A 22890-nucleotide genomic window follows, 5' to 3' on the forward strand; every position below is an offset into this window, starting at 1 on the left:
ATGGCGGCCCCGCACGACGGGCCCTGGCTCGACGACGCGGCGGGCCGGCTGGTCCGCCCCTACACCGTCAGCAACGGCCGGACCAGACCGACCAGCCAACTCGACCTGCTCTCCCAGGTGATGGCGACCGGCAACACCCCGCTCGGCTATCTCGGGCCCGAGCACTCCACGGCGCTCGGCCTGTGCGAGGCGCCCACCTCCGTCGCCGAGATCGCGGCCCAGCTCAAGCTGCCCGCGGTCGTGGCCAAAGTGATCCTCTGCGATCTCCTCGACTGCGGGTCCCTCACCCAGAAGGCCCCGGACTTCTACCACAACCCCACCGACCGGTCCCTGTTGGAGGCAGTGCTCGATGGATTACGACGACAGCTCTGACCCCTTCCCCACCGCACTCAAGATCCTGATCGCCGGTGGCTTCGGGGTCGGCAAGACCACCTTCACGGGAGCGGTCAGCGAGATCGCCCCGCTGAGCACCGAGGAACTGCTCACCACGGTCAGCGAGGCCACCGACGACCTGTCCGGCGTGGAGAACAAGACCACGACCACCGTCGCCATGGACTTCGGCCGCATCACGCTCGACCCGGAGCACGTCCTGTACCTCTTCGGCACCCCGGGCCAGGAACGCTTCTGGTTCATGTGGGACGAGCTGTCCGAAGGGGCGCTCGGCGCCGTGGTGCTCGCCGACACCCGGCGGCTGGAGGACTGCTTCGCCGCCGTCGACTTCTTCGAGCAGCGGGGCATGGGCTTCATCGTGGCGATCAACGAATTCGACGGCGCCTACCGCTACGAACCCGAGGAGGTGCGCTCCGCGATCGACCTCGACCCCCGGGTGCCCGTCGTGCGCTGCGACGCCCGCATCTCCAGCTCCGGCATCCAGACCCTCCTCATCCTCGTCAAGCACCTCCTCAACCACGCCCCGGAGCCCAGCTACGGAGCCCACACGTGACGTACGACCCGACCGGGCACCTCCTGCTCACCCCCGTCGACACGGAGGCGCCCGCGCGGGTGCGGCGGCTGCGCGGGCTCGGCATCGGGCAGTACCCCGAACCGGCCTTCGACGTCTTCGCCGCCCGGCTCGCCGGCCTGACCGGCGCGCCCTGCTCGATGGTCAACTTCATCGACGAGCACCGGCAGTTCTTCGCCGGACTGCACGCCCCGGACGGCGCCCTCGCCGTCGCCGACCCGTCCGCCGCATCCGTCGCCCCCGCCGGGAGCGGCGACGCGCGCCGCTATCTGCCCCGCGACCACGGGTACTGCCCGCACGTCGTGGTGCGCCGCAAGGCCCTCGTCCTGGAGGACGTCCGCGACTACCCGCGCTTCGCGGGCAACCCCCTGGTCGACGAGAGCGGCGTCCGCTCGTATCTGGGCGCGCCCCTGATCGACCGTACGGGCATCGCGCTCGGCACGGTCTGTGTGGTGGACGTCGAGCCGCGCCGCTGGGGCAGGGCGGGGCTCGACACCATCAAACGCATGGCCGCGGAGCTGGTCGACCAGATCCACCGGCGGGAGGACGGCGGGATCTGACCGGTCGGGCTCACAGGTCGAGCACGGTCCCGTCGGGGAAGCGGACCCGGACGCGGCCGGCGTCCACGGCGCAGGTGACGGCCTCGCGCAGGGCCCGCGGCCGGACCGTGTCCCGGGACAGGGCGACCAGGGTGACGTGCACGGAGGCGCCGCCCGGGTGGGCGGAGGAGGTCAGGAACGGGGTGGCGGAGTGCGGGCCGTACGCGTTCGCCGCCACCTCGCGGGCGACGCCCGCCTCCTCGTCCCAGCCGTACAGGCCGACGACGGCGCTCGTCAGCCCGGTCGCGGTCCGTACGAGGGCCCAGCCGGGGCCCCGCTCGGCGTGCGGCCGTGTCTCGTCCGCCACCGCGTGGCCGCCCTCGCGGACCGTCGCCCCCGCGGGGCCCTGCACCCGGTGGACGCGGACCTCCCACGGGCCGTGCAGCGCGCTGGTGGTCTCGATCGGGTACTCCCGTTCGTCGTCCGGGAGTTGGGCCTCGTACCGGGAGGAGGCCACCCGGCCCGCGCAGGCCAGCGGGTGGATGCGGCGGCGGCGCGTGGCGGTGCCGTCCGGGGCGAGCAGCGCCAGATGGCCGTCGACGGCGCGTTCCCAGGCGCGCGGGGCGGTCTCCGGGGCGGTCGCCGTCGAGTAGCCGAACTTGGCGTAGTGCGGGTCGTCCTCGGCGGGTCCTTCGAGCGGGTTGTGGTCGCTGCCGTGGTTGACCAGGCGGACGATGCCGTCGTGCCGGGTGCCGTGCAGCAGCCAGCCCGGGTGGGGGAGTGCCGTGTACTGGTCGGATTCCTCGACCGGCAGCGGCAGTTCGCGCCGCGTCCACACCGGGTGGTCGGCGGGCAGCAGCAGGCCGAGGAATCCCTTGCTGGCCCAGTACGGCGACGCGGGCCCCGAGTAGGGCTGCGTCGCGGGCAGGAACGTCTCGTACCAGCCGAGGGGCAGCAGCCCCCGCTCGTCGGGCACCCCGCGCTCCACGAAGTGCCGCGCCGTGCCGGAGGCGAGGCGCCGGGTCAGGCCCGGCGCGAGGGGGGTGCAGTCGGCGAGCGCGCCCATCCACACGGGCGCGGCGGCCGCGAAACGGTAGGTGAGGGAGCGGCCCTGATGGACGGGGGCGCCGTCGCCGCCGAAGAAGTGCGGGTAGACGGCGAGGTACTGGGCGAGGCGCTCGCGGTAGGCCTTGGCGCGGCCACCGTCCTCCGCGCCGGCCATCCGGGCCCACAGCAGCGGGTACAGGTGCAGGGCCCAGCCGATGTAATAGTCGAAGTTGCGCCCGTCGCCGTCGCTGTACCAGCCGTCGCCGCGGTACCAGTCCTCGATGCGGTCCAGGCCGCCCTCGATGTCCGCCCTGCTGTACGGGGCGCCGACCGAGGCGAGGAACTGCTCGGACACCACCTGGAAGAGCCGCCAGTTGTTGTCCCAGGTCCTGGCGCCCACGAAGCCGGAGAACCAGTCGACCACCCGCTCCTGGACCCGGGCGTCGAGCGTGTCCCAGATCCACGGGCGGGTCTCGTGCAGGCCGATCGCGACGGACGCGGCCTCCACCATCTGCTGCGAGCAGTCGGTGAGCCGGGGCCAGGCCTCGCCGCTGTCCGGGTCGGTGCCCGCCGCCAGCCCGCGTGTGTACCGCTCGACGAGCCCGGGGTCCACGGCGCCGCCCGCTCCCGCGATCCGGAACGCGGCGAGCAGGAAGGAGCGCGCGTACCCCTCCAGGCCGTCCGACACCACGCCCGACCAACTGGCGCGTCCCGGCAACCGGTACTGCGCGCACCCCGGTGTCGCGTACGGGACGAGCGCCGCCAACTGCCGGTCGGCGAGGGCCTCCCAGTGCGCCCGGGTCCAGCCGGTGAGCGGCGACAGGACGCGGTCGGTGGGCGGCAGGGTCAGATGCGGTGCGGGCATGGGTCCGTCACTCCTCGGTGGACGATGCGGGTGATCACGCGAGTTCGGCGCCGTGCGTGTGGCCGCGTGAACCCGCCACCTGGACGGTGACCACCGGCCGGCGTCCCGGCGTGAGCGTCACCGTGTCGTCGGCGCGCACCACCTTTCTTACGGGAAAGGGGAGTTCGACGGTGAGCGTCGTGCCGGTGCGGCCGGGGTCGGCGACCGCCAGCGTCACGCCGCCCCGGTGGTCGCGGCGCAGCAGCACCGTGCCCGGACCGGAGGCGGCGAGCCCCCCGGCACGGCCCGGCGCCCAGAAGTGCGCCGCGAACAGCCCCTCGCGGCGGGCCTCGACGGCCTGCGCGGTGGCGTCGTTGGCCACGATCCGCACGGGCCGGGCCAGCGCCCACAGGGCGGTCGCGGTCGCGCTCGCGCCGGGCAGCAGGGCGTAGGCGTACGACGCCGCGTCGGGGGAGACGCCGTGGTCGAGCCACAGGGTCAGATATCGGCGCCGCACCTCGGTGGTGCTGCCGCCCGTGTCGGCGCCGGTGTTGATGTCCCGCCAGGCGCCGGCGCGTTCCTCGCGCAGGGCGCGCAGCCCGAGGTCGCGGGCCCGGCCGGGGAAGTCGGGGAAGACATAGCCGCCAGTGCCCTCCAGGTGCGCCCACCGGGTGCTCCGCAGCCGCGCGGACCAGCCGTCGTGGCCGGGCTGCGGGAGGCCGTCGACGAGCAGGCGCCGCGCGGGGCCTGCGCCGGGCAGGACGCGGTTCTCGACCACCGTCTCGATGGTGCGCCCGTCGCGCGCGGCGATGTCCGCGCCGAGCGCCACGACGACGTCGTCGAGGCAGAACCAGGCCTTGCGGGCCCGCAGCGTGCTGCCGTCGGCGAGCAGTTCCATGGCCGCGGTGCCGTACCGGTCGCCGAGGACCGCGCCGCCCGCCACGGCGTTCCTCGGGCGGTATGTGCTGGTGCCGCCGCCCGAGCCGATGTCGGCACGCGCGCGCGTGTCCACGGTCGTCCCCGGCAGCCGGTACGGATCGACGGTCGCCCAGAAGCCGTCGCCGAACTGCCCCAGATTGTCGGCGTCGTACAGGTAGCTCATGCCGTCACCGGTGTACCAGCCGTGCAGGTTCTCGCCGTTGCCCGCCTCGTAGGCGGCGATGCGGCGGGAGGAGAGGGACAGCGCGAGCGCCCAGCCGGGCCGCCGGTGCACCACCCGGTCCATGTCGGCGAAGACGACGTGCCCGGTGGTCCGGTCGGCGGCCGGCACCGACGCGTCGTCGAGGACGGCCTTGGCGCGGGCCAACGCGGGGATGCCCACCAACCCCGCGTAGGGCGTGGTCTTGTTGCGCAGGATGCACCCCTTGACCATGGCCCGCCAGCGTCGCGCGTACGCGGCCGGGGCGCCGGACGCCAGCTGCAGGATGTGCGAGAGCGTGACCGCCCCGTCGGTGTGGTCCCTGGCCTTCTCCCGCGAGATCGCCCGGCCGCGCACCGCGTCCATCATCAGCCCGTCGAAGAGCACCGGCGTGAACGTCCGGTCCACCGCCTCGTACAGCACCGACGTCTTCGGGTCGGTGACCGCCCACGGCGAGTCCGCGAGCAGCGCGATCAACTGCCCCGCGCCGCCCAGGAGCACGCTCCCGTACGTCCCCGTGTACGCGACTGAGCCGTGCTGCACGAACGAGCCGTCCTCGTAGAAGCCGTCGCCCGAAGTGACGTACGCGAAAAGGCTGTTCCGGCCGCCGTCCCGCACGTCGGACAGACCGTCCCGGGCGAGGGCGACGGTCGCCGCGTCCCGGGCGAGCAGCCCGCGCAGGGCCACGACGACGGCCTTGTCGGCACGGTTGGCGCCGGTCTCGGCCAGCGAGGGCGTGCTGGTGCGGCGGTCGGGGTCGGGGCAGAACGCCGCGACCGTCGCCCTGTACGCGGCCAGGTCGTCGGCGGGCAGGTGTTCCCGCAGCAGCACGCAGGTGTCCATGAGCGCGCGGGGCGCGCCGATCTCCCAGAACCACCAGTTGCCGGACTCGGGGCGGCCGGGGCGGTAGGCGGCGGAGTGCAGGAAGCGCAGCGCGCCGAGCAGGGCGTCGAGGGTGTCCGCGTCGTCGGTGAGCGAGGTGCCGGGTGTGGCCCAGGCCGTCGCGAGGGTACGGAGACGGGTGTAGCTCTGGCCGAAGTTGCCGGGGTCGGCGGCGGGCGCCAGGTCGGGCCAGAGCGCGGTCCGCCCGGCGGAGCGGTCCAATGTGCCCCACCAGTTCGTGGCTTGGGTGTCCAGGGTCTTCAGGGCGCCGGCGAAGTCCGGGTCGGCGGCGTCGAAGTCGCCGCCGGTGAGCTGGTCCGCGGCGCGCGCGAGCAGCGGCGCGAAACCGTCCTCCCGGGCGGCGCCCCACGCGGTGCCGCCCGCCACCGACGGGACGACGAGGGACGCGGCCCCGGCCGCCAGGAGCGTGCGGCGGCGGGGGCCGGTGGAGCCGGGGACGGTCGTGGGCATGCGAACTCCCAGGGGTGTCGGGGCACATGGGGCGGCGAGGAGGGGCGGCACGGCGGTACGCGATGCGATTGCGCGCCAGCATGTAAGCGGTTGCTATGGCGGCGCAAGAGGGCCGGGATCTTTCTACGTTCTTTCTGTGCCACCGCGAGGGGTGGTGTCGGCGCGGGCCCTTGGGTCGCCCCTTCGGTCATCGGGCGCACTCCTTGACTCCGACAGTAAGCGATTACTACGTTGCCGCCCCATGGCTGAGAAAAGGACCCGAACCGTGCGTGCCGCCATCGCGACGGCGGCCGCGGCCGCCACCCTCGCGCTCGCCGCCCCCGCCCACGCGGCCCCCTTCACCCCCACCCCCGGCGCGGACGGCGTGGGTGACCCGCTCTACCCGACGCTCGGCAACGGCGGTTACGACGTCCGCCACTACGACCTGTCCTTCGACTTCACCCCCGTGACCTACGACTTCCGCGCCACCATGAAGATCCGGGCCAGAGCCACCCAGGACCTGTCCTCCTTCAACCTCGACGTCGACGCGCTCACCGTCGACGCGGTCGAGGTCGACGGCGCGCGGGCGACCTGGACCACCGCCCCCGGACAGACCGGCCAGGAACTCACCGTCACCCCGGCCCACCCGCTGCGCGACCACCGCACCTTCGACGTCGACGTCACCTACCACGGCAACGGGAAGACGAAGCCCGCCGGCCTCCCCGGCTGGCGCCTCATGTCCGACGGAGGCTTCGCCTCGGCCGCCCAGGCGTCACGCGCCGACACCTTCGCCCCCGTCAACGACCACCCCTCCGACAAGGCGACCTGGACCTTCCACCTCACCGCGCCGAAGGGGTGGACCCCGGCCGCAGGCGGCACCCTCACCGGCCGGCGCGACGCCCCCGGCGCCGGGCGCACCTGGGACTTCGCCCTCAACTCACCCATGGCACCGGAGCTGTTGGGTATCTCCGTGAACAAGCAGCGCTACCTGTACGGGCGCGGTCCGCACGGCGTACGGCTGCGCCACCTCGTACCCGAGGGCCAAGTGGACAGATACCGGCCGATCGTCGAGGAGACCGGCGGCCAACTCGCCTGGCTGGAACGGACACTCGGGGTGCGCTACCCCTTCGACACCTACGGCGTGCAGATCGTGCGCGACGGTTACGGCGACGCCCTGGAGAACCAGACGCTCTCCCTGTTCGGGCCCGGCTGGTTCGAGCGCCCCACCTACTCCACGACGATGGTCCACGAGCTGACCCACCAGTGGTTCGGCGACTCCGTCACCCCCACCACCTGGCAGGACGCCTGGCTCAACGAGGGCCCCGCCGTGTACTACGCGGCCGTGTGGGCGGACCAAAAGGGCTTCCAGCCGATCGAGGAGAAGATGCGGACGGCGTACGAGAAGCTCGACGAGGTCCGCAAGACCGACGGCCCGCCCGGAAAGCCGACCGGCCTCGGCGGCTTCAACATCTACGACGGCGCCGCCGTCACCCTCTACGCCCTGCGGCAGCAGATCGGGCAGGACGAGTACGACGCCGTCATGAAGGCCTGGCTCACCGGGCACCGGCACGCCAACGCCTCCACGGAGGACTTCGTCGACGACGCGGTGAAGGTGACCGGCGACGCGTCCGTCGGGAGCTTCCTGCGCCACTGGCTCTTCGACCTGGACAACCCGCCCATGCCCGGGCACCCGGACTGGGGCGTCGCGCAGTGAGGCGCCGACCGTGCGCCCTCGTGGCCGCCGTCGTCTCCGTCCTGGCCGTCGCGGCCCCTCTCGCCCCGCAGGCCGCCGCGGACGCCGGTCCACGCGTCCTGCACGCCGCCCCGCACGGCAGCGGCGACACCTGCAGCGCCACCCGCCCCTGCTCGCCCGTCGGCGCCCGGGACGCCGCCCGCACGGTCACCGGTCGCGACGTCCGCGTCGAACTGGCCGACGGCACCTATGAGGTGACCGCGCCCCTGAAGCTCGGCCCGGCCGACTCCGGGCGCGACGGGCACACCGTCACCTGGACGGCCGCACCCGGCGCGCACCCCGTGCTCTCCGGCGGCCGTGCGGTACGGGGCTGGGCCAGGAACCCGGACGGCACCTGGTCGGCCGACGCCCCCGAGGGGGCCGCCCCGCGCCAGCTCTTCGTCGACGGACGGCGTGCCGTCCGCGCCCGGGGCGCGGCCTGCCCGGCCGTCACCTGTGACGCCACGAAGGGCGGCATGACAGGCGCGCGGGCCACCGGGATCGCCTCGTGGCGGCGTCCGACCGGCGCCGAGGCGGTCATCAAGGTCCGCTGGCGTACCTACCGCTGCCGCATCACCGGCGTCGAGGGCGACACCCTCACCTTCGCCCGGCCCTGCTGGACCAACTCCGCGAGCGGCACCGGCCGCACGGGCCCCGCCTGGGACTCCACCACCGTGGACTCCGCCCGCTACCAGGGCGTCTCCTCCTTCGAGAACGCCCGCGAACTCCTGGACAGGCCGGGCGAGTTCGTGTGGGACGCCGAGGACCGCACCGTCACCTACCTCCCGCGGCCGGGCGAGGACCCGCGCCACGCCCACGTGGTCACCCCGGCCACCGAACACCTGATGCTCCTCGACGGCGCCCACGACGTCCGCGTCGACCGCATCGGCTTCGCCCACGCCGCCTACCGGCAGCCGGCCACCGACGAGGGGTACGCGGGCACCCAGGCGGGCCTCACCCTCACCGGCGCCACCGGCCCCGTCGACCACGCGGGCCGGTACTACACGAAGCCGGCCGCGGCCCTCACCGTGCGCGGCGGCCGCCATGTGGCCGTCACCGGTGCCGAGTTCTCCCACCTCGGCGGCGCGGGCGTCGTCCTCGAAGCGGGCACCAAGGACTCCTCCGTCACCCGCTCCCGCTTCACCGACCTCTCCTCGGGCGCGGCCTACATCGGCGACACCGAACCGAACCCGCGGCCCGAGCTCGCGGGGGAGCGCAACACCGTCGCGTACAACACCGTGCGCCGCGCCGGCGTCGAGTACACGGACGCCGTCGGCATCTGGGCCGGGTACGAGGCCGAGCTGAGCGTGGACCACAACACCCTCGACGACCTGCCGTACTCGGGGATCTCCGTCGGCTGGGGCTGGAACCAGCCCGAGGCCCGCACCTCGGTGCTGCGCGACAACCGGATCACCGCCAACCGCATCACGGACGTCATGCGCGTCGAGCACGGCCAGCACGACGGCGGCGCCGTCTACACCCAGGGCGCCCAGCCGGGCACGGTCATCGCCCGGAACTACATCAACCGCTCCGCCCACGGAAACACCGAGCGCGACGGCAACGGCGTCTACCTCGACGAACAGTCCTCCCACATCACCGTGGAGGGCAACGTCCTCACCCGGCTCGGCTACAAGTGGGTCTCGAACTGGGCCGACTACGGCATCGAGAACCGGGCCGTCGGCAACTGGACCGACACCGCCGCGCCCGCCCTCGCGGGCACCGGCTCGACGATGCGGGACAACCACACCGGACTCGACCGGCTGCCCGCCGAGGCGCTCGCCGTCGCCGAGCGCGCGGGCGCCCACCGGCAGTCCGCCGAACGGCTCCGCCCCGACCTGGCCCGCTCCGGCACGGCGACCCAGTCCTCGACGGACGGCGAGGCCCCGGCCGCGTACGCCCTCGACGGCGACACCACCACCGACACCGGGACGTCGGCCGACCCGGGTGCCTGGTGGCGGCTCGACCTCGGCGAGGTGCGGCGTGTCGGGCAGGTCGAGGTGTGGAACGGCGCGGCGACCGCCACCGCGGACTTCGACGTACAGCTGTCCAGGACCGCGGACTTCAGCCACGCCACGACCCGGCACGTCGACGGCGCCGCGCTGCGTCCGACCCTCCTGGAGTTCGGCGACCGCACGCCGGCGCGGTACGTGCGGATCAGGCTCACGGGGACGGGACGCGTCGCGCTCGCCCATGTACTCGTCCACCCGTGACGTCGCGCCGGCCGGACAGGCGACGCCCGGGCGGAGTTGGTTGGTGCGTGCACACGCCTCGACACGAGCGGGCGCGGCCGGATAGATAAGGATCAAGCCCGTCCACGCCGGCGCCGCCGCTCCCTCACCCGCACCCGTGCGGCGCACCCCTGTGGCCGGGTCGGCACCCGCAACACCGGCTCAAGGTAAGGAAGTTCCATGACCGACCTCCGTCTCGGCGTCCTCGGCTTCGGACTGCGCGGCTCGCTCGCCCGCACCGCCCACCGGCCGGACGCGGGCTCCCGTGTCACCGCGCTGGCCGATCCCGACCCCGCGGCCCGCGCCGAGGCGGCCACGGCCTTCCCCGGCGCGCTGATATCGGGCGACCACCGCAAGGTCGTCGAGGACCCGGACGTCGACGCGGTCGTCGTCCTCACCCCCGACCACACCCACGCGACGCTCGCCTGCGAGGCATTGCGCGAGGGCAAGCCCGTCTTCGTGGAGAAGCCCCTGGAGACCGGCATCGAGGGGTGCGACGAGATCCTGCGGACCGCCTACGAGACGGGCACGCGGCTCTACGTGGGGCACAACATGCGTCACATGCCGGTCGTCCGGCTGATGCGCGACATCATCGAGCGCGGCGAGATCGGCACCGTCAAGACCATCTGGGTGCGCCACTTCGTCGGCTACGGAGGCGACTGGTACTTCAAGGACTGGCACGCCGAACGGCAGTACACCACCGGCCTGTTGCTGCAGAAGGCCGCCCACGACATCGACGTCCTGCACTGGCTCGCGGGCGGCTACACGCGCCGGGTGCAGGCGCTCGGCGACCTCATGGTCTACGGGGACAACCCGCACCGGCGCGAGCCGGGCGAGCCGAAGTCGGCCGACTGGTACACGAAGGACGGCCACTGGCCGCCGCACACCCAGCGCGACCTCAACCCCGTGATCGACGTCGAGGACGTCTCCCTGGTCAACATGCGCCTCGACAACGGCGTCCTCGCCGCGTACCAGCAGTGCCACTTCACGCCCGACTACTGGCGCAACTACACCGTGATCGGCGACGCCGGCCGGCTGGAGAACTTCGGTGACGGGCCCGGGGGAGCGGTCAAGGTGTGGAACTCCCGCCGGTCCGGCCACCGGGCCGAGGCGGACGCGGAGTACCCGGTGCCGGACGCGCAGGACGACGGCGGGCACGGCGGCGCGGACCCCTTGCTCGTGGACGAGTTCGTGCGTTTCGCCCGCGAGGGAGGGCGCACCGACACCTCGCCCGTCGCGGCGCGCATGGCGGTCGCGGCGGGCGTACGGGCCACGCAGTCGCTGCGGGACGGCGGGACGCCGCGCGAAGTGCCGGACCTGGACCCGGAGCTGATCGCCTACTTCGAGCGGGGCCAGACCCGCTGACGGCCGCCCGGCGCCGGGGTTCCGGCGGGGCCTGAAGGAAAGCTGCGGCGGCGCTTAAGAAAGTCTCGATGGACCGGGGCGCCGCCGTAGGGAAGATTCCTGTGTCGTCGGGGGAAGAAGCGACGTACGACAGGAGCCGTGGCGTTGAAGGCGCTGGTCAAGGAGAAGGCGGAGCCGGGTCTCCGCCTCAAGGAAGTACCGGAGCCGGTCATCGGCCACGGCGATGTCCTGATCAAGGTGCTTCGCACCGGGATCTGCGGGACCGACCTGCACATCAGGGCCTGGGACGGCTGGGCGCAGCAGGCGGTCAGCGCGCCGCTGGTCGTCGGGCACGAGTTCGTCGGCGAGGTCGTCGAGACCGGCCGCGACGTCGCCGACATCAAGGCCGGCGACCTGGTCAGCGGCGAGGGCCACCTGGTCTGCGGCAAGTGCCGCAACTGCCTGGCCGGACGGCGGCACCTGTGCCGCGCCACCGTCGGCCTCGGCGTCGGACGGGACGGCGCGTTCGCCGAGTACGTGGCGCTGCCCGCGGGCAACGTCTGGGTCCACCGCGTCCCGGTCGACCTCGACGTGGCCGCGATCTTCGACCCGTTCGGCAACGCCGTGCACACGGCCCTGTCCTTCCCGCTGGTCGGCGAGGACGTGCTGATCACCGGGGCCGGGCCGATCGGCCTGATGGCGGCGGCCGTCGCCCGGCACGCGGGCGCCCGCAACGTCGTCATCACCGACGTCAGCGAGGAGCGCCTCGAACTGGCCCGCAAGGTCGGCGTCAGCCTCGCCCTGAACGTGGCCGGCTCGACGATCGCCGACGGCCAGCGCGACCTCGGCCTGCGCGAGGGCTTCGACGTCGGCCTGGAGATGTCCGGCAACCCCCGCGCCCTGCGCGACATGGTCGCCAACATGACCCACGGCGGCAAGATCGCCATGCTGGGCCTGCCCGCCGAGGACTTCGCCGTCGACTGGGCGCGCGTCGTCACCTCGATGATCACCATCAAGGGCATCTACGGCCGCGAGATGTTCGAGACCTGGTACGCGATGTCGGTGCTGCTCGAAGGCGGTCTCGATCTGGCCCCCGTCATCACCGGCCGGTACGGCCACCGAGACTTCGAGGCCGCCTTCGACGACGCGGCGAGCGGCCGCGGCGGCAAGGTCATCCTCGACTGGACCTCCTGACCCTCCACGGCAGCCCCCGGCCGGCCCGCCCCGGCCGCCCCCTCTTGACGGCGCTCACCCCGAAGGAACCCCGCATGTTCGACTCCGTACGCGAAGACCTCCAGGCCACCCTCGACGAGATCCGCGCCGCCGGCCTGCACAAGCCCGAGCGCGTCATCGGCACCCCGCAGTCCGCGACGGTCGCCGTCACCGCGGGCGGGCGCCCCGGTGAGGTCCTCAACTTCTGCGCCAACAACTACCTCGGCCTCGCCGACCACCCCGACGTGGTCGCCGCCGCGCACGAGGCGCTGGACCGCTGGGGCTACGGCATGGCCTCCGTCCGCTTCATCTGCGGCACCCAGGAGGTGCACAAGGAGCTGGAGGCGCGCCTGTCGGCCTTCCTCGGCCAGGAGGACACGATCCTCTACTCCTCGTGCTTCGACGCCAACGGCGGCGTCTTCGAGACGCTGCTCGGCGCCGAGGACGCGGTCATCTCCGACGCCCTCAACCACGCGTCGATCATCGACGGCATCCGGCTGTCCAAGGCGCGCCGCTTCCGCTACGCCAACCGCGACATGGCCGACCTGGAGCAGCAGCTCAAGGAGGCCACGGAGGGCGGCGCCCGGCGCAAGCTGATCGTCACCGACGGCGTCTTCTCCATGGACGGCTACGTCGCCCCGCTGTCGGAGATCTGCGACCTCGCCGAGCGCTACGACGCCATGGTCATGGTCGACGACTCGCACGCCGTCGGCTTCGTGGGCCCCGGCGGCCGAGGCACCCCCGAGCTGCACGGCGTCATGGACCGCGTCGACATCATCACCGGCACCCTCGGCAAGGCCCTCGGCGGCGCCTCCGGCGGTTACGTCGCCGCCCGCGCCGAGATCGTCGCCCTGCTCCGCCAGCGCTCGCGTCCGTACCTCTTCTCCAACACCCTCGCCCCGGTCATCGCGGCGGCCTCCCTGAAGGTCCTCGACCTCCTTGAGTCCGCCGGTGACCTGCGTGAACACCTCGCCGCCAACACGGCCCTCTTCCGCTCGCGGATGACCGAGGAGGGCTTCGACGTACTGCCCGGCGACCACGCCATCGCCCCGGTCATGATCGGCGACGCGGCGGTGGCGGGACGGATGGCCGAGCTGCTCCTGGAGCGCGGCGTGTACGTGATCGGCTTCTCCTACCCGGTGGTGCCGCAGGGCAAGGCGCGCATCCGCGTCCAGCTGTCGGCAGCGCACTCGACCGAGGACGTGAACCGCGCGGTCGACGCGTTCGTCGCCGCGCGCGCCGAGCTCACGGAGTCGGGCGAGGCCTGACGGCTCCGGCCGTGTGACCTGCCGTGGGAGAATCGACGGCATGATCGAAGCGCGGCGGCTGCACATCCTCCGTGCGGTGGCGGACCATCGCACGGTCACCGCCGCTGCCGCCGCGCTGTACCTCACCCCGTCGGCCGTGTCCCAGCAGCTCGCCGCCCTGGAACAGGAGACCGGCCACCGCCTGGTCGAGCGCTCCGCGCGCGGCGTACGGCTGACGGCGGCCGGCGAGATCCTGCTCACGCACACCAACGCGGTGCTGGCCCAGCTGGAGCGCGCCGAGGCCGAACTCGCGGCGTACGGCTCCGGCGAGGCGGGCACGGTGACCGTGGCCGCCTTCGCCACCGGCATCGGCCTGGTCGTCGCCCCCGCGCTGGCCCGCCTGGCCGCGTCCGCGCCCGGCATCCGGGTCCGCGTCCAGGACGCGGAGGGCGACGCGAGCCTGCCGATGGTCCTCGACCGGCAGGTGGACGTGGCCGTCGCGGTCGAGTACCGGGGAGCGCCCGGCGCGGACGACCCCCGGCTCACCCGCGTCCCGCTCTACGCGGAGCCCTTCGACGCGGTGCTCCCGGTCGGCCACCGGCTCGCGGACGCGGAGCGGGTGGCCCTGGCCGAGCTCGCCAAGGACGCCTGGATCGGCCCCTTCGCCGGCAACCCCTGCCACGACGTGGTCGTCCTCGCCTGCGAACAGGCCGGATTCCAGCCGTTGTTGGAACACTGGTCGGACGATTTCCGGGCCGTGGTCGCGCTCGCCTCGGCGGGCGCGGGAGTCGCCCTCGTACCGCGCTCTGCGCTGCGCGGCATGGAGGTGTCGGGCGTGGTGGTCCGCCCGGTGGAGGGCGCCGCCCCCACGCGTCGGGTGTTCGCGGCCGTACGGTGCGGGGCGGAGGACCACCCGCTGATCCGCCCGGTCCTCGACGCCCTCGGCGACGCGGCGGGCTGACCGCCACGCGACCGGCCCACCCTGCCCGCTCGCCCCGACCCGGCTCGCTCCGGTCCCCGCTTCCGTGTCCGCTCGTGCCGTCCCCATTGCCCGAAATCTTGTCCCTTAGGACCACTAAAACGCCCATACAGAACTGATCAGGACATTGGGCGATACATTTCGGCCGTGCATCAATTGAAAGATTGCCATGTACAGGTTCCCTGCTGGATCGTCGTCGTGCAAGCGAGAAACCGCTTCCCGGAAATGGCCGTGCATTGCGGTCACATACGGGCTGGAATCAGGGAGTATCTGTGCTGTCGAAAACGAAGAAGATCGCACGCTCCGCAGGCGTGGCGGTTGCCGCCGCCGCCGCGTTCACCGTCGTGATGCCCAGCAGTAACGCTTTCGCCATCGACCACGTCGAATGCCGCGGCGGCGAGAACTTCTTGAAGATCTGGTCGCACAGCAGTGACGGCCGGCACAGTGTGGACTGCTACGCCAACAAGGGCCGGACCGGCTTCGGCTCCTGGTGGGTCGACCGGATCTCCACGGGCAACAACGACCTGATCTACTACGACGCCAACGGTGACTCGGTACGCGTCAACCGGTGGACCGACATCACCTTCCCGAACCGTCCGCCGAAGGTCAAGGACATCGAAATCCTCTGACGAAACATTGGCTCGGCTGAATACGGGCCATAATTCGGCAAGGGAACTCCGGTGGCCGCCTCCGCACCGTGGCCATTTCCGGATGACACATTGAGCCGGCCACGCCCTATTCGGGCGTGGCCGGTTATCGGCATTTCTGGACCGCGAAACCGTCCACCGTTCCGCGGAGGGGCAATGGGCCGTACGGGGCCGGCCGGGCAGGTCGTCCGCATGAGGTCCCGCGCGCGGGGGAGGCTGCACCGAAGAGAGTCGGCCACCCCGACGAACAGTCCCCGGAACGAATGAGCGCTCAAGGAGCCCGCGAAGATGTCCGACCGTGCCGATGCCCCCACCTCCGCCCCCGCCGCGTACACCGCGGGCCTGCTGAACGCGGCGGACGGCGTGCCCGTCGCCACGTACACCTGGCTGCCCGCCGACGGCCGGCCCCGCGCCTATGTGCAGATCGCGCACGGCGCCGGCGAGCACGCCCTGCGCTACGACCGCTTCGCCCGCCATCTGACCGAGCACGGCTACGGCGTGGTCGCCTCCGATCACCGAGGTCACGGCGCCACCGCACAGGCCACCGGCGGCTTCGGGGTCACATCGGAGGTGGCGGGCGGCGAGGACGCCGACAGCTGGCGGGCGATCGTCGACGACCTCAAGGCCATCGGCGACCAGGTCCGCACGCTTCACCCCGGTCTGCCCTTCTTCCTCTTCGGGCACAGCCTGGGCTCGCTGCTCGCGCGGGACTACGCGCAGGAGTACGCCGACGGGCTCGCGGGCGTGATCCTGTCGGGCACGTTCCGCTCGCTGCCCGGCGCCGACATCGAGGGGTCGATCACGCGCCTCGAACGGGAGATCGCCGAGGGGGGCCGGTCCGCGCCGTCCTCGTACATCGCCGACCTCTTCGCCTCGTTCAACGAGCGGTTCCCCCACCGCACGGGCTTCGAGTGGCTCTCCCGGGACGAGGCGGAGGTGGACGCGTACGTGGCCGACGAGCGGTGCGGGTTCACCTTCTCGGCGGGGCTCACGCTGGACTGGGTGCGGGCCGTACGGAAGATCAACGATCCCCGCAACCTCGCGCGGGTGCCCGCCGATCTGCCGGTCCACGTCGCGGTCGGCGACCAGGACCCCTGCCACGCGGGGATGACGCTGGTGCATGAACTCCTGGAGGACTTGCGGTACGTGGGGGTCGAGGACCTGACCTGGAAGGGCTACCCGGGCGCGCGCCACGAGATCCTCAACGAGACCGATCGCGACGAGGTGCAGCGGGACCTGACGTCCTGGCTGGACGAACGGGTGCTGTGAGGCGCGGGGCCGTCGGGGGGTGACTGTCAGTGGCGTTGGTTACGGTTCGTGGCATGTCGAAGTCCAGATCCCGTTCCCGCGTCACCTCCGACGACGTGCGCCGTATCGCCCTCGCCCTGCCGGAGACGGTGGAGAAGATCGCGTGGAGCATGCCCACGTTCCGGGTGGCCGGGAAGATGTTCGTGACGGTGCCCGACGACGAGACGTCCTTCGCCGTGCGCTGTCCGAAGGTCGAGCGGGACGAACTGGTCCTCGCCGAGCCGGACAAGTTCTGGGTGGCGCCGCACGAGGCGGGCTCCGCCTGGGTGCGGGTGCGCCTCGCGGCGCTGGACGCGGACGAGCTCACGGACATTCTCGCCGACTCCTGGCGCCAGGCGGCGCCGCCCCGACTCCTCGAAGAACACCCGGAGTTGGGGGTCGTGTCCACGGACTGAGCGGTCCCGCGGCCCCGCCGCCCCTTTATAGAGAGCGCTGTCTGTCCCGCGTGGCATGATCCCACCGAAACGGTAGGGAGCAGGCCGGCAGGGAGGGGTGGGGCGGGTGAGCGCGCCGACAGGTCCAGGGGCGGAAACGGAGTCGGGGAGACGGGGCCGGGGCCGGGTGGAGGCCGGGTCTCCGGGCATGTGGTCGCGCGACTTCGGCTTCTTCTTCGCGGCCCGCGCGGTCGCCAAGCTCGGGGACACGATGCTGCCGGTCGCGCTCGCCGCGGGCCTGCTGCGGGAGGGGCACGGCGCCGGGGCGGTCGGTCTGGCGATGGCCGCCACCACCGTCTGCTTCGCCGGCTTGGTGATCTTCGGCGGCGTCTTCGCCGACCGCTTCAGCACCCGCCTCCTGATGATCGGCGCCGATCTCGTCCGGCTCGGCACGCAGTCGCTCGCCGCGGCGTTCTTCTTCACCGGGCACGTCGTCCTCTGGCAGATCTGCGCGATCGGCGCGGTCAACGGCACGGCCGCGGCCGTGTTCCAGCCAGGCGTGGCCAGTACGGTGCCACGGCTCGCGGCCGACGTGCAGAAGGCGAACGGCACGATCCGGGTGGCCGAGTCGACGGCTTCCCTCGCGGGGCCGGCCGCGGCCGGTGTCCTGGTCGGACTCGCCTCTCCCGGCGCGGTCTTCGCCGCGCACGCGGGTACGTACGCGCTGAGCGCGCTCTGCCTCGTCCTGCTGCGGCTGCCGCCCGCGCGCCCGGGGTCCCGGCCGGCCGGTGACGGCTTCCGGGCCGAACTCGTCCAGGGTTGGCGGGAGTTCAGGTCCCGCACGTGGCTGTGGGGCGTCATCGCCGTCTACAGCCTGCTGATGATCACGGTCACCGGCCCCGCCGTGCCTCTGGTGGCGACGCTGGTCGTCCAGGAACACGGCTCCGGCTCGTACGGCCTGGTGAACTCCGCCCTGGGCGCGGGCACCGTCATCGGCGGCCTGCTCGCCCTGCGGCTGCGCCCCCACCGGATGCTCCGCGCGGGGACCATCGCGCTGATCGTCTACTCCGCGTTCCCCGCCACGGTCGGCGCGGGCCTCGGCGTCCCGCTGATGGCGGCGGGCGCGGCCGTCGCGGGGGCGGGCGTCTCCTTCTGGGGCGTGATGTGGGCGACGAGCGTGCAGACCCAGGTCCCGCCGGACGTCCTGAACCGCATCCACGCCTACGACGTGGCGGGTTCGCTCGCCATGCTGCCGGTGGGCCAGGCCCTGGCGGGCCCCGCCGCGCACACCTTCGGCGCCGAGAAGGTCCTGCTCACGGGTGGCGTGATGACGCTGGTGGTGTGCGCGGGTCTGTTCTCCGTACCGGCGATCCGAGGCCTGGTGCGGGCGGACGCGGGGGCGACGGCGGGGCGGGTGCCGGAGGGCGGGGCCCCGGCCCCGGACCGCACGGTGAATGCCGCGCCGAGCGCGGCGGAGGGAGTGCCGGGCGCCGGAACGCTGCCGTACCCGACGCAGGGCGCGCGGTCCGCACCCTCCGCGCCGGAAGGGTGAGGACGGCCGTTCGCGTCGGATCGGAGGAGGGGGGCGGCCGGTCTCCGCCGAAACCGGCCGGGGCGGGGCAAGGCTCGGTCGGCGACCGCAGGTGCCGTCCCGTCCGGGCCGGCCCATCACCCCCCTCCCGGCCCATGTGTGAACGGCGCGGCGTGAGTGGCGGCACGTACGCGTGTCGTCGGTTCCCCCTGTCGGGCGGCGCCTAGCGTGCCGGCGTGGACACCCTCATCTTCCTGCTGATCCTCGCCGCCCTGCTCGCGGTGGCCCTCGACAAGCCGCGGCCCTGGGTCGTCGGCCTGCTGCTCGCCTCGACCGTGGCCTCGCTGCTCATGTTCGACCACCACGTCACCGATCCACTCGGCTACCACTACTGACGGGGCGTCCCATGAACTCCACACGCGCCGGCCACCTCGGCGACCGCACGGGCGCCCGGCCCGGCAACCGGCTCGGCTTCCTCCTCGCGCACGCCTTCGTCCTCGCGTACTGCGCCGTCCTGCTGACCAGCCTCGCCTTCCAGGTCTTCGACGGCGACATGCCGTGTCCGCTGTGCGTGGTGCAGCGCATGGCGATGCTGCTCTGTGCCGCGGGCCCCGCCCACATCATCGTGCGGGCCCGCGCGGGAGAGGTCAGCACGGTCGACTACATGGCCGGATACGGCCTGGCGACGATCGCCGCGGTCGCCGGGGCAGGCATGGCCGCCCGCCAAGTGCTGCTGCACCTGACCGACCCGAAGGGCTACGGGCCCGCCGTGCTCGGCCTGCACATGTACACCTGGGCCCTGGTCACCTTCGTCGTCGTGATCGTCTTCTGCGCCCTCAGCTTCGTCTTCGCCCCGCAGCTGATCCCGAAGGGAGCGTCGTACGGCATGGGGTCCAAGGCCGTGGTCGGGCTGCTGATTGCCATCGCGGTCGTCATCACCGTGCTGACCTTCGCCGAGGAGGGCTTCCACCTCACGCTTCCCGACGACCCCCGTCGCTACGAGCTGTTCGCCTGAGCCCACCCCAGGGGCTTGGCGGCGCGCCCGTCAGCGTCGGGCAGCGGCACGCTTGCCCGGGAAATCGAACGTGTGATCCCATCGGGGTATGCGTCACACCATCCCCCACGACCTCGTCCGCACCCAGCGGGAGTGGACCCGCACCTACGAGAAGCTGGCCGCCCAGCCCGGCCGCACCGCCCTGCGCCGCCGTCTGATCCGGCTCACCGCCCGGCTGCACTTCCATCCACGGCTGCGCGACCCCGCCGCCCGCACGGAGCTGCGTCGCGTGGCGCGGCGCGGCATGCCGGGCTCATGACGCCCGAGGTGGTCGTCCATCCCGCGTCCCCGGGCGGCGGACGCCGCGTCACGGCCGGCTCGGCGGACCTGGGGCTGGCCCACGACGACCGCGACCTGATCGAGTTCCTGAGGCGGGCCGGTCTGGACGATGCCGAGGGGCTGGTGCTGGGGGACGCGCCGCTCATCCGCTGGCGCGGCGGCGGCGCGCACGACTACGCGAGGGCCTGAGTGCTCCGGCCGCCGGGAAAGGGGTGAGCGATCACCGCTCGGAGTGCGGTATTGTTTCGGTGCGCGTTCGGCCGGGGGAAACCCCAGGTCACACGGGCACCGGGACGTGGCGCAGCTTGGTAGCGCACTTGACTGGGGGTCAAGGGGTCGCAGGTTCAAATCCTGTCGTCCCGACTCGAAGGAGTCGCAGATCAGAGGGTCGTACCAGAGAAATCTGGTGCGGCCCTCCGGTCGTTTCGGGGTGCGTCCGGAGGACTTCGGGCTCTTTCCGGTCCGTTCGGGCGGAGTACGGGTCGGTCGGTCCGGGATTCGGGTGGCGGTACCGCAGTTGTGCCCGCCCCCGGGACGGCGGATTCTGTAGGGGATGAACGGGGCTGGTGCGGCGGCATGACGGCATGGAACACGGAGCAGAGCGCTGACTTTCGTAGTCCCCTAGACGTCACCAGGGCGGCCACGGCGGTGGTCGACGCCCAGGACACGGTCGTCGGATGGAGCCGCGCCGCGGAGCGGCTCCTCGGGTACCGGCCGGACGAGATGATCGGCCGCCCGCTGACCTCCTTCCTGTCCCCGCCCGCCGCGGCGCCGCCCGCCCTCTCCCTGCCTCCCGAATTCCACGGGAACGAGATCCGCGTCGCCCGGCACCGGGACGGGCGCGAGCTGATCGTGGCCGCCGCGGTCTGCACGCTGCCGGGCGCGGGACCCGCGGGGCGCGTCCTCGTCGCGGCGGAGCTGGAGGACCTGCGGCAGTGGGAGTCCCGGCTCGCCCTGCTGCACGGGCTGACCACCCAGTCACCCGTCGGCCTCGCCATCTACGACGCCGACATGCGACTGACCTGGTGCAACACCGCGTACGAACAGGAGATGGGGCGACCGCTCGCGGAGTTCCGCGGCATGCGGGCCGATGAGCTGTACTCCGACGGGAAGTTCGTGTCCCGAGGGCATCCGCCCACGCTCGACGCGGTCATGCGCCACGTACTGGAGACCGGTCAGTCGTTCCTGGACCTGCACTTCCAGGGCCGGCCGCCCAGCGACCCCGAAACCGACCACCTCTGGTCCTGCGCCTACTACCGGCTCGAAGACGCCGACGGGCACGTGTTCGGGGTGTGCGAGGACGCCTTCGACATCACCGACCGGTACCGGGCCCAGCGGCGCCTCGCCCTGCTCGTCGAGGCGGGCCGGGGCATCGGAACCACTCTCGACGTCTCGGTCGTGGCGGAGAACATCGCCGAGGTCGCGGTGCCGGAGTTCGCCGCCACGGTCACGGTCGACCTCGCGCGGGCGGTGCTCGAAGGTGAGACGCCGGCCACGGGGAGCTCGGCGGCGATGTCGCTGGTGCGGGTCGCCCACCGGTCGACCGGGACGGGGGTCGGGGCTGGTGACGGGGCGCAGCGGCAGGCCCCGGCTCCGCCGGTGATTCCCCCGGCGGACTCCGACGCCACGGCGGGCTCCCGCGGCGAGGCCGGCTCCGACGCGGACCCGTCGCCCGTGGAGTACCCCGCGGGTTCGCCGCAGGACCGCTGTCTGGCCTCGGGCGGGCTCGTGCTCGACGGCCCGGACCTGGTCGTGCCGCTGCGGGCCGGCGACAGCACGCTGGGGCTCGTCACCTTCGGGCGCGACACGGACATCGCGACCTTCGACAGCGGCGAGGTGGCGCTCGCCGACGAGCTGGTCGCCCGTACGGCGGTCTCCATGGACAACGCCCGCCGCTTCACCCGCGAGCGCACCGCCTCCCTCGCCCTGCAGCGGCAGCTGCTGCCGCGGCACGTCCCGGAGCAGTCCGCCGTCGACCTCGCCTACCGCTATCTGCCCACGGACGACGTGACGGGCGTCGGCGGCGACTGGTTCGACGTCATCCCGCTGTCCGGCACCCGGGTGGGCCTCGTGGTCGGCGACGTCGTCGGGCACGGCCTGCAGGCGGCGGCGACCATGGGGCGGCTGCGCACGAGCGTGCGCGCGTTCGCCCAGCTGGACATGGACCCCGTCGAACTCCTCTCCCGACTCGACGACCTGGTGGCGCAGTCGGCGGAGGAGCAGCGGAGCGAGCTCGGCGCACCCGACGCTGCGTACACCGATGTCACCACCGGGGCGACCTGCCTCTACGCGGTCTACGACCCGGTGTCCCGGCGCTGTGTCATGGCCAGGGCCGGGCACCTGCCGCCCGCTGTCGTCGACCCGGACGGCACGCCGTCCTTCCTCGACCTGCCGGCGGGCCCGCCGCTCGGCCTGGGCGGCCTGCCGTTCGAGTCGATGGAGATCGAGCTCCCCGTGGGCAGCCTGCTCGCGCTCTTCACCGACGGCCTGGTCGAGGCACGCGACAGCGACATCGACCAGGGCCTCGACACCCTGGGGCGGGTCCTCAGCGACCGGCACGCCTCGCTCGAGGAGCTGTGCGACCGCGCCGTCGCGCGGCTGCTGCCGGGCGGTTCGACGGCCGACGACACCGCCCTGCTGCTCGTCCGCACCCGTGAACTCGACGCCTCCCAGGTCGCCGAGTGGCAGCTGCCCGCCGAACCGGTCGCGGCCGGTCAGGCCCGGGAGCTGGCCACCCGGCAGCTGTACGACTGGGGGCTGGACGAACTGTCGTTCGCGACGGAGCTCGTCGTCAGCGAGCTGGTGACGAACGCGGTCCGGTACGCCGAAGGGCCGATCCAGGTGCGCCTCATCCGTGACCGCACGCTCCTGTGCGAGGTGGCGGACACCGGCCACACCTCGCCGCACCTGCGCCACAGCGGCGAGGAGGACGAGGGGGGCCGCGGCCTGTTCATCGTCGCGCAACTCGTCCAGAGGTGGGGCACGCGCTACACGCGCTCCGGCAAGACCATCTGGACGGAACAGGCGTTCCCGGCGGCGTCCGCCCGCGCCGCCGCCCCCGGCTGAGGGCGCGGGCGGGCGCCGCCCGGCCGGG

20 protein-coding genes and 1 tRNA gene are annotated in these 22890 nt (G+C 73.0%); 19 read left to right on the forward strand and 2 right to left on the reverse strand.

The genetic code is table 11. The annotated features are described in order from the left end of the window. Genes ACZ6B8_RS12105 through ACZ6B8_RS12115 form a run of 3 tightly spaced genes read left to right on the forward strand, consistent with a single transcriptional unit; the run spans nt 1 to nt 1521 of the window. Nucleotides 1–372, forward strand: a complete 372-nt coding sequence (locus ACZ6B8_RS12105) for a DUF742 domain-containing protein (RefSeq protein WP_471072402.1) — start codon at nt 1–3, stop codon at nt 370–372. After that, nucleotides 350–943 (forward strand): GTP-binding protein, encoded by a 594-nt coding sequence (locus ACZ6B8_RS12110; protein WP_355814010.1) that lies wholly within the window; start codon nt 350–352, stop codon nt 941–943. Before ACZ6B8_RS12105 ends, ACZ6B8_RS12110 begins: the two co-directional genes overlap by 23 nt. After that, a complete protein-coding gene (locus tag ACZ6B8_RS12115; protein ID WP_471072398.1) occupies nt 940–1521 on the forward strand; it encodes a GAF domain-containing protein in 582 nt (193 codons plus the stop codon). Before ACZ6B8_RS12110 ends, ACZ6B8_RS12115 begins: the two co-directional genes overlap by 4 nt. Nucleotides 1522–1531: 10 nt before the next feature. Here ACZ6B8_RS12115 and ACZ6B8_RS12120 read toward each other — a convergent pair whose 3' ends face one another. Together ACZ6B8_RS12120 and ACZ6B8_RS12125 are read right to left on the reverse strand one after the other, a co-directional pair. Continuing rightward, nucleotides 1532–3412, reverse strand: a complete 1881-nt coding sequence (locus ACZ6B8_RS12120; protein WP_471607138.1) for a DUF2264 domain-containing protein — start codon at nt 3410–3412, stop codon at nt 1532–1534. A 34-nt stretch (nt 3413–3446) separates the two neighbouring features. Then, a complete protein-coding gene (locus tag ACZ6B8_RS12125) occupies nt 3447–5882 on the reverse strand; it encodes a polysaccharide lyase 8 family protein (protein ID WP_471607139.1) in 2436 nt (811 codons plus the stop codon). A 265-nt stretch (nt 5883–6147) separates the two neighbouring features. Here ACZ6B8_RS12125 and ACZ6B8_RS12130 point away from each other — a divergent pair, with 265 nt between their 5' ends. The 16 genes from ACZ6B8_RS12130 to ACZ6B8_RS12205 all read left to right on the forward strand — a co-directional run bounded on the left by ACZ6B8_RS12130 (nt 6148) and on the right by ACZ6B8_RS12205 (nt 22862). Beyond that, nucleotides 6148–7575, forward strand: a complete 1428-nt coding sequence (locus tag ACZ6B8_RS12130) for a M1 family metallopeptidase (protein ID WP_471607140.1) — start codon at nt 6148–6150, stop codon at nt 7573–7575. 20 nt (nt 7576–7595) lie between these two features. Further along, nucleotides 7596–9803, forward strand: a complete 2208-nt coding sequence (locus ACZ6B8_RS12135) for a galactose-binding domain-containing protein (RefSeq protein WP_471607141.1) — start codon at nt 7596–7598, stop codon at nt 9801–9803. 198 nt (nt 9804–10001) lie between these two features. After that, nucleotides 10002–11186 carry a Gfo/Idh/MocA family protein gene (locus tag ACZ6B8_RS12140; protein WP_471607142.1) on the forward strand — a complete coding sequence of 395 codons (1185 nt, stop codon included), beginning with the start codon at nt 10002–10004 and terminating at the stop codon, nt 11184–11186. A 144-nt stretch (nt 11187–11330) separates the two neighbouring features. Continuing rightward, nucleotides 11331–12359 carry an L-threonine 3-dehydrogenase gene (gene tdh / locus ACZ6B8_RS12145; RefSeq protein WP_471073506.1) on the forward strand — a complete coding sequence of 343 codons (1029 nt, stop codon included), beginning with the start codon at nt 11331–11333 and terminating at the stop codon, nt 12357–12359. 74 nt (nt 12360–12433) lie between these two features. Beyond that, nucleotides 12434–13645 (forward strand): glycine C-acetyltransferase, encoded by a 1212-nt coding sequence (locus ACZ6B8_RS12150; RefSeq protein ID WP_471072380.1) that lies wholly within the window; start codon nt 12434–12436, stop codon nt 13643–13645. A 40-nt stretch (nt 13646–13685) separates the two neighbouring features. Next, nucleotides 13686–14585 carry a LysR family transcriptional regulator gene (locus ACZ6B8_RS12155; RefSeq protein ID WP_471072377.1) on the forward strand — a complete coding sequence of 300 codons (900 nt, stop codon included), beginning with the start codon at nt 13686–13688 and terminating at the stop codon, nt 14583–14585. Between the two features lie 290 nt (nt 14586–14875). After that, a complete protein-coding gene (locus ACZ6B8_RS12160) occupies nt 14876–15232 on the forward strand; it encodes a beta/gamma crystallin domain-containing protein (RefSeq protein ID WP_471072374.1) in 357 nt (118 codons plus the stop codon). Between the two features lie 306 nt (nt 15233–15538). Continuing rightward, nucleotides 15539–16519: an alpha/beta fold hydrolase gene (locus ACZ6B8_RS12165; protein WP_471607143.1), complete on the forward strand. Its 981-nt coding sequence runs from the start codon at nt 15539–15541 to the stop codon at nt 16517–16519. Nucleotides 16520–16572: 53 nt separating this feature from the next. Beyond that, nucleotides 16573–16953, forward strand: a complete 381-nt coding sequence (locus tag ACZ6B8_RS12170; protein ID WP_471607144.1) for an MmcQ/YjbR family DNA-binding protein — start codon at nt 16573–16575, stop codon at nt 16951–16953. 187 nt (nt 16954–17140) lie between these two features. After that, nucleotides 17141–18484, forward strand: coding sequence for an MFS transporter (locus tag ACZ6B8_RS12175; protein WP_471607145.1), 1344 nt, complete (start codon nt 17141–17143; stop codon nt 18482–18484). Between the two features lie 215 nt (nt 18485–18699). Then, entirely contained in the window at nt 18700–18858 is a 159-nt protein-coding gene (locus ACZ6B8_RS12180) for a DUF5993 family protein (RefSeq protein WP_471072362.1), read from the forward strand. Nucleotides 18859–18869: 11 nt separating this feature from the next. Beyond that, nucleotides 18870–19478, forward strand: a complete 609-nt coding sequence (locus ACZ6B8_RS12185) for a disulfide bond formation protein B (RefSeq protein ID WP_471607146.1) — start codon at nt 18870–18872, stop codon at nt 19476–19478. A gap of 88 nt (nt 19479–19566) precedes the next feature. After that, nucleotides 19567–19776, forward strand: coding sequence for a hypothetical protein (locus tag ACZ6B8_RS12190; protein ID WP_471607147.1), 210 nt, complete (start codon nt 19567–19569; stop codon nt 19774–19776). Next, on the forward strand, nt 19773–19985 hold the full coding sequence (locus ACZ6B8_RS12195) for a hypothetical protein (RefSeq protein WP_471072354.1): 213 nt from the start codon (nt 19773–19775) through the stop codon (nt 19983–19985). Before ACZ6B8_RS12190 ends, ACZ6B8_RS12195 begins: the two co-directional genes overlap by 4 nt. Nucleotides 19986–20085: 100 nt before the next feature. Continuing rightward, nucleotides 20086–20159: transfer RNA gene (locus tag ACZ6B8_RS12200), tRNA-Pro, on the forward strand. Nucleotides 20160–20372: 213 nt separating this feature from the next. After that, on the forward strand, nt 20373–22862 hold the full coding sequence (locus ACZ6B8_RS12205; RefSeq protein WP_471607148.1) for a SpoIIE family protein phosphatase: 2490 nt from the start codon (nt 20373–20375) through the stop codon (nt 22860–22862). The last annotated feature ends 28 nt before the right edge of the window (nt 22863–22890 follow it).

The sequence above is a fragment of the Streptomyces sp. NPDC041122 genome, assembly GCF_055592445.1.

Excerpts from the sequence above, each read along its gene's own strand:
- ACZ6B8_RS12140 (WP_471607142.1), top strand. The coding sequence starts at position 10,002 with ATGACCGACCTCCGTCTCGGCGTCCTCGGCTTCGGACTGCGCGGCTCG.
- ACZ6B8_RS12155 (WP_471072377.1), top strand. The coding sequence starts at position 13,686 with ATGATCGAAGCGCGGCGGCTGCACATCCTCCGTGCGGTGGCGGACCAT.
- ACZ6B8_RS12190 (WP_471607147.1), top strand. The coding sequence starts at position 19,567 with ATGCGTCACACCATCCCCCACGACCTCGTCCGCACCCAGCGGGAGTGG.
- ACZ6B8_RS12125 (WP_471607139.1), bottom strand. The coding sequence starts at position 5,882 with ATGCCCACGACCGTCCCCGGCTCCACCGGCCCCCGCCGCCGCACGCTC.
- ACZ6B8_RS12120 (WP_471607138.1), bottom strand. The coding sequence starts at position 3,412 with ATGCCCGCACCGCATCTGACCCTGCCGCCCACCGACCGCGTCCTGTCG.
- ACZ6B8_RS12150 (WP_471072380.1), top strand. The coding sequence starts at position 12,434 with ATGTTCGACTCCGTACGCGAAGACCTCCAGGCCACCCTCGACGAGATC.
- ACZ6B8_RS12175 (WP_471607145.1), top strand. The coding sequence starts at position 17,141 with ATGTGGTCGCGCGACTTCGGCTTCTTCTTCGCGGCCCGCGCGGTCGCC.
- ACZ6B8_RS12170 (WP_471607144.1), top strand. The coding sequence starts at position 16,573 with ATGTCGAAGTCCAGATCCCGTTCCCGCGTCACCTCCGACGACGTGCGC.
- ACZ6B8_RS12185 (WP_471607146.1), top strand. The coding sequence starts at position 18,870 with ATGAACTCCACACGCGCCGGCCACCTCGGCGACCGCACGGGCGCCCGG.
- ACZ6B8_RS12105 (WP_471072402.1), top strand. The coding sequence starts at position 1 with ATGGCGGCCCCGCACGACGGGCCCTGGCTCGACGACGCGGCGGGCCGG.
- ACZ6B8_RS12205 (WP_471607148.1), top strand. The coding sequence starts at position 20,373 with ATGACGGCATGGAACACGGAGCAGAGCGCTGACTTTCGTAGTCCCCTA.
- ACZ6B8_RS12110 (WP_355814010.1), top strand. The coding sequence starts at position 350 with ATGGATTACGACGACAGCTCTGACCCCTTCCCCACCGCACTCAAGATC.
- ACZ6B8_RS12195 (WP_471072354.1), top strand. The coding sequence starts at position 19,773 with ATGACGCCCGAGGTGGTCGTCCATCCCGCGTCCCCGGGCGGCGGACGC.
- ACZ6B8_RS12165 (WP_471607143.1), top strand. The coding sequence starts at position 15,539 with ATGTCCGACCGTGCCGATGCCCCCACCTCCGCCCCCGCCGCGTACACC.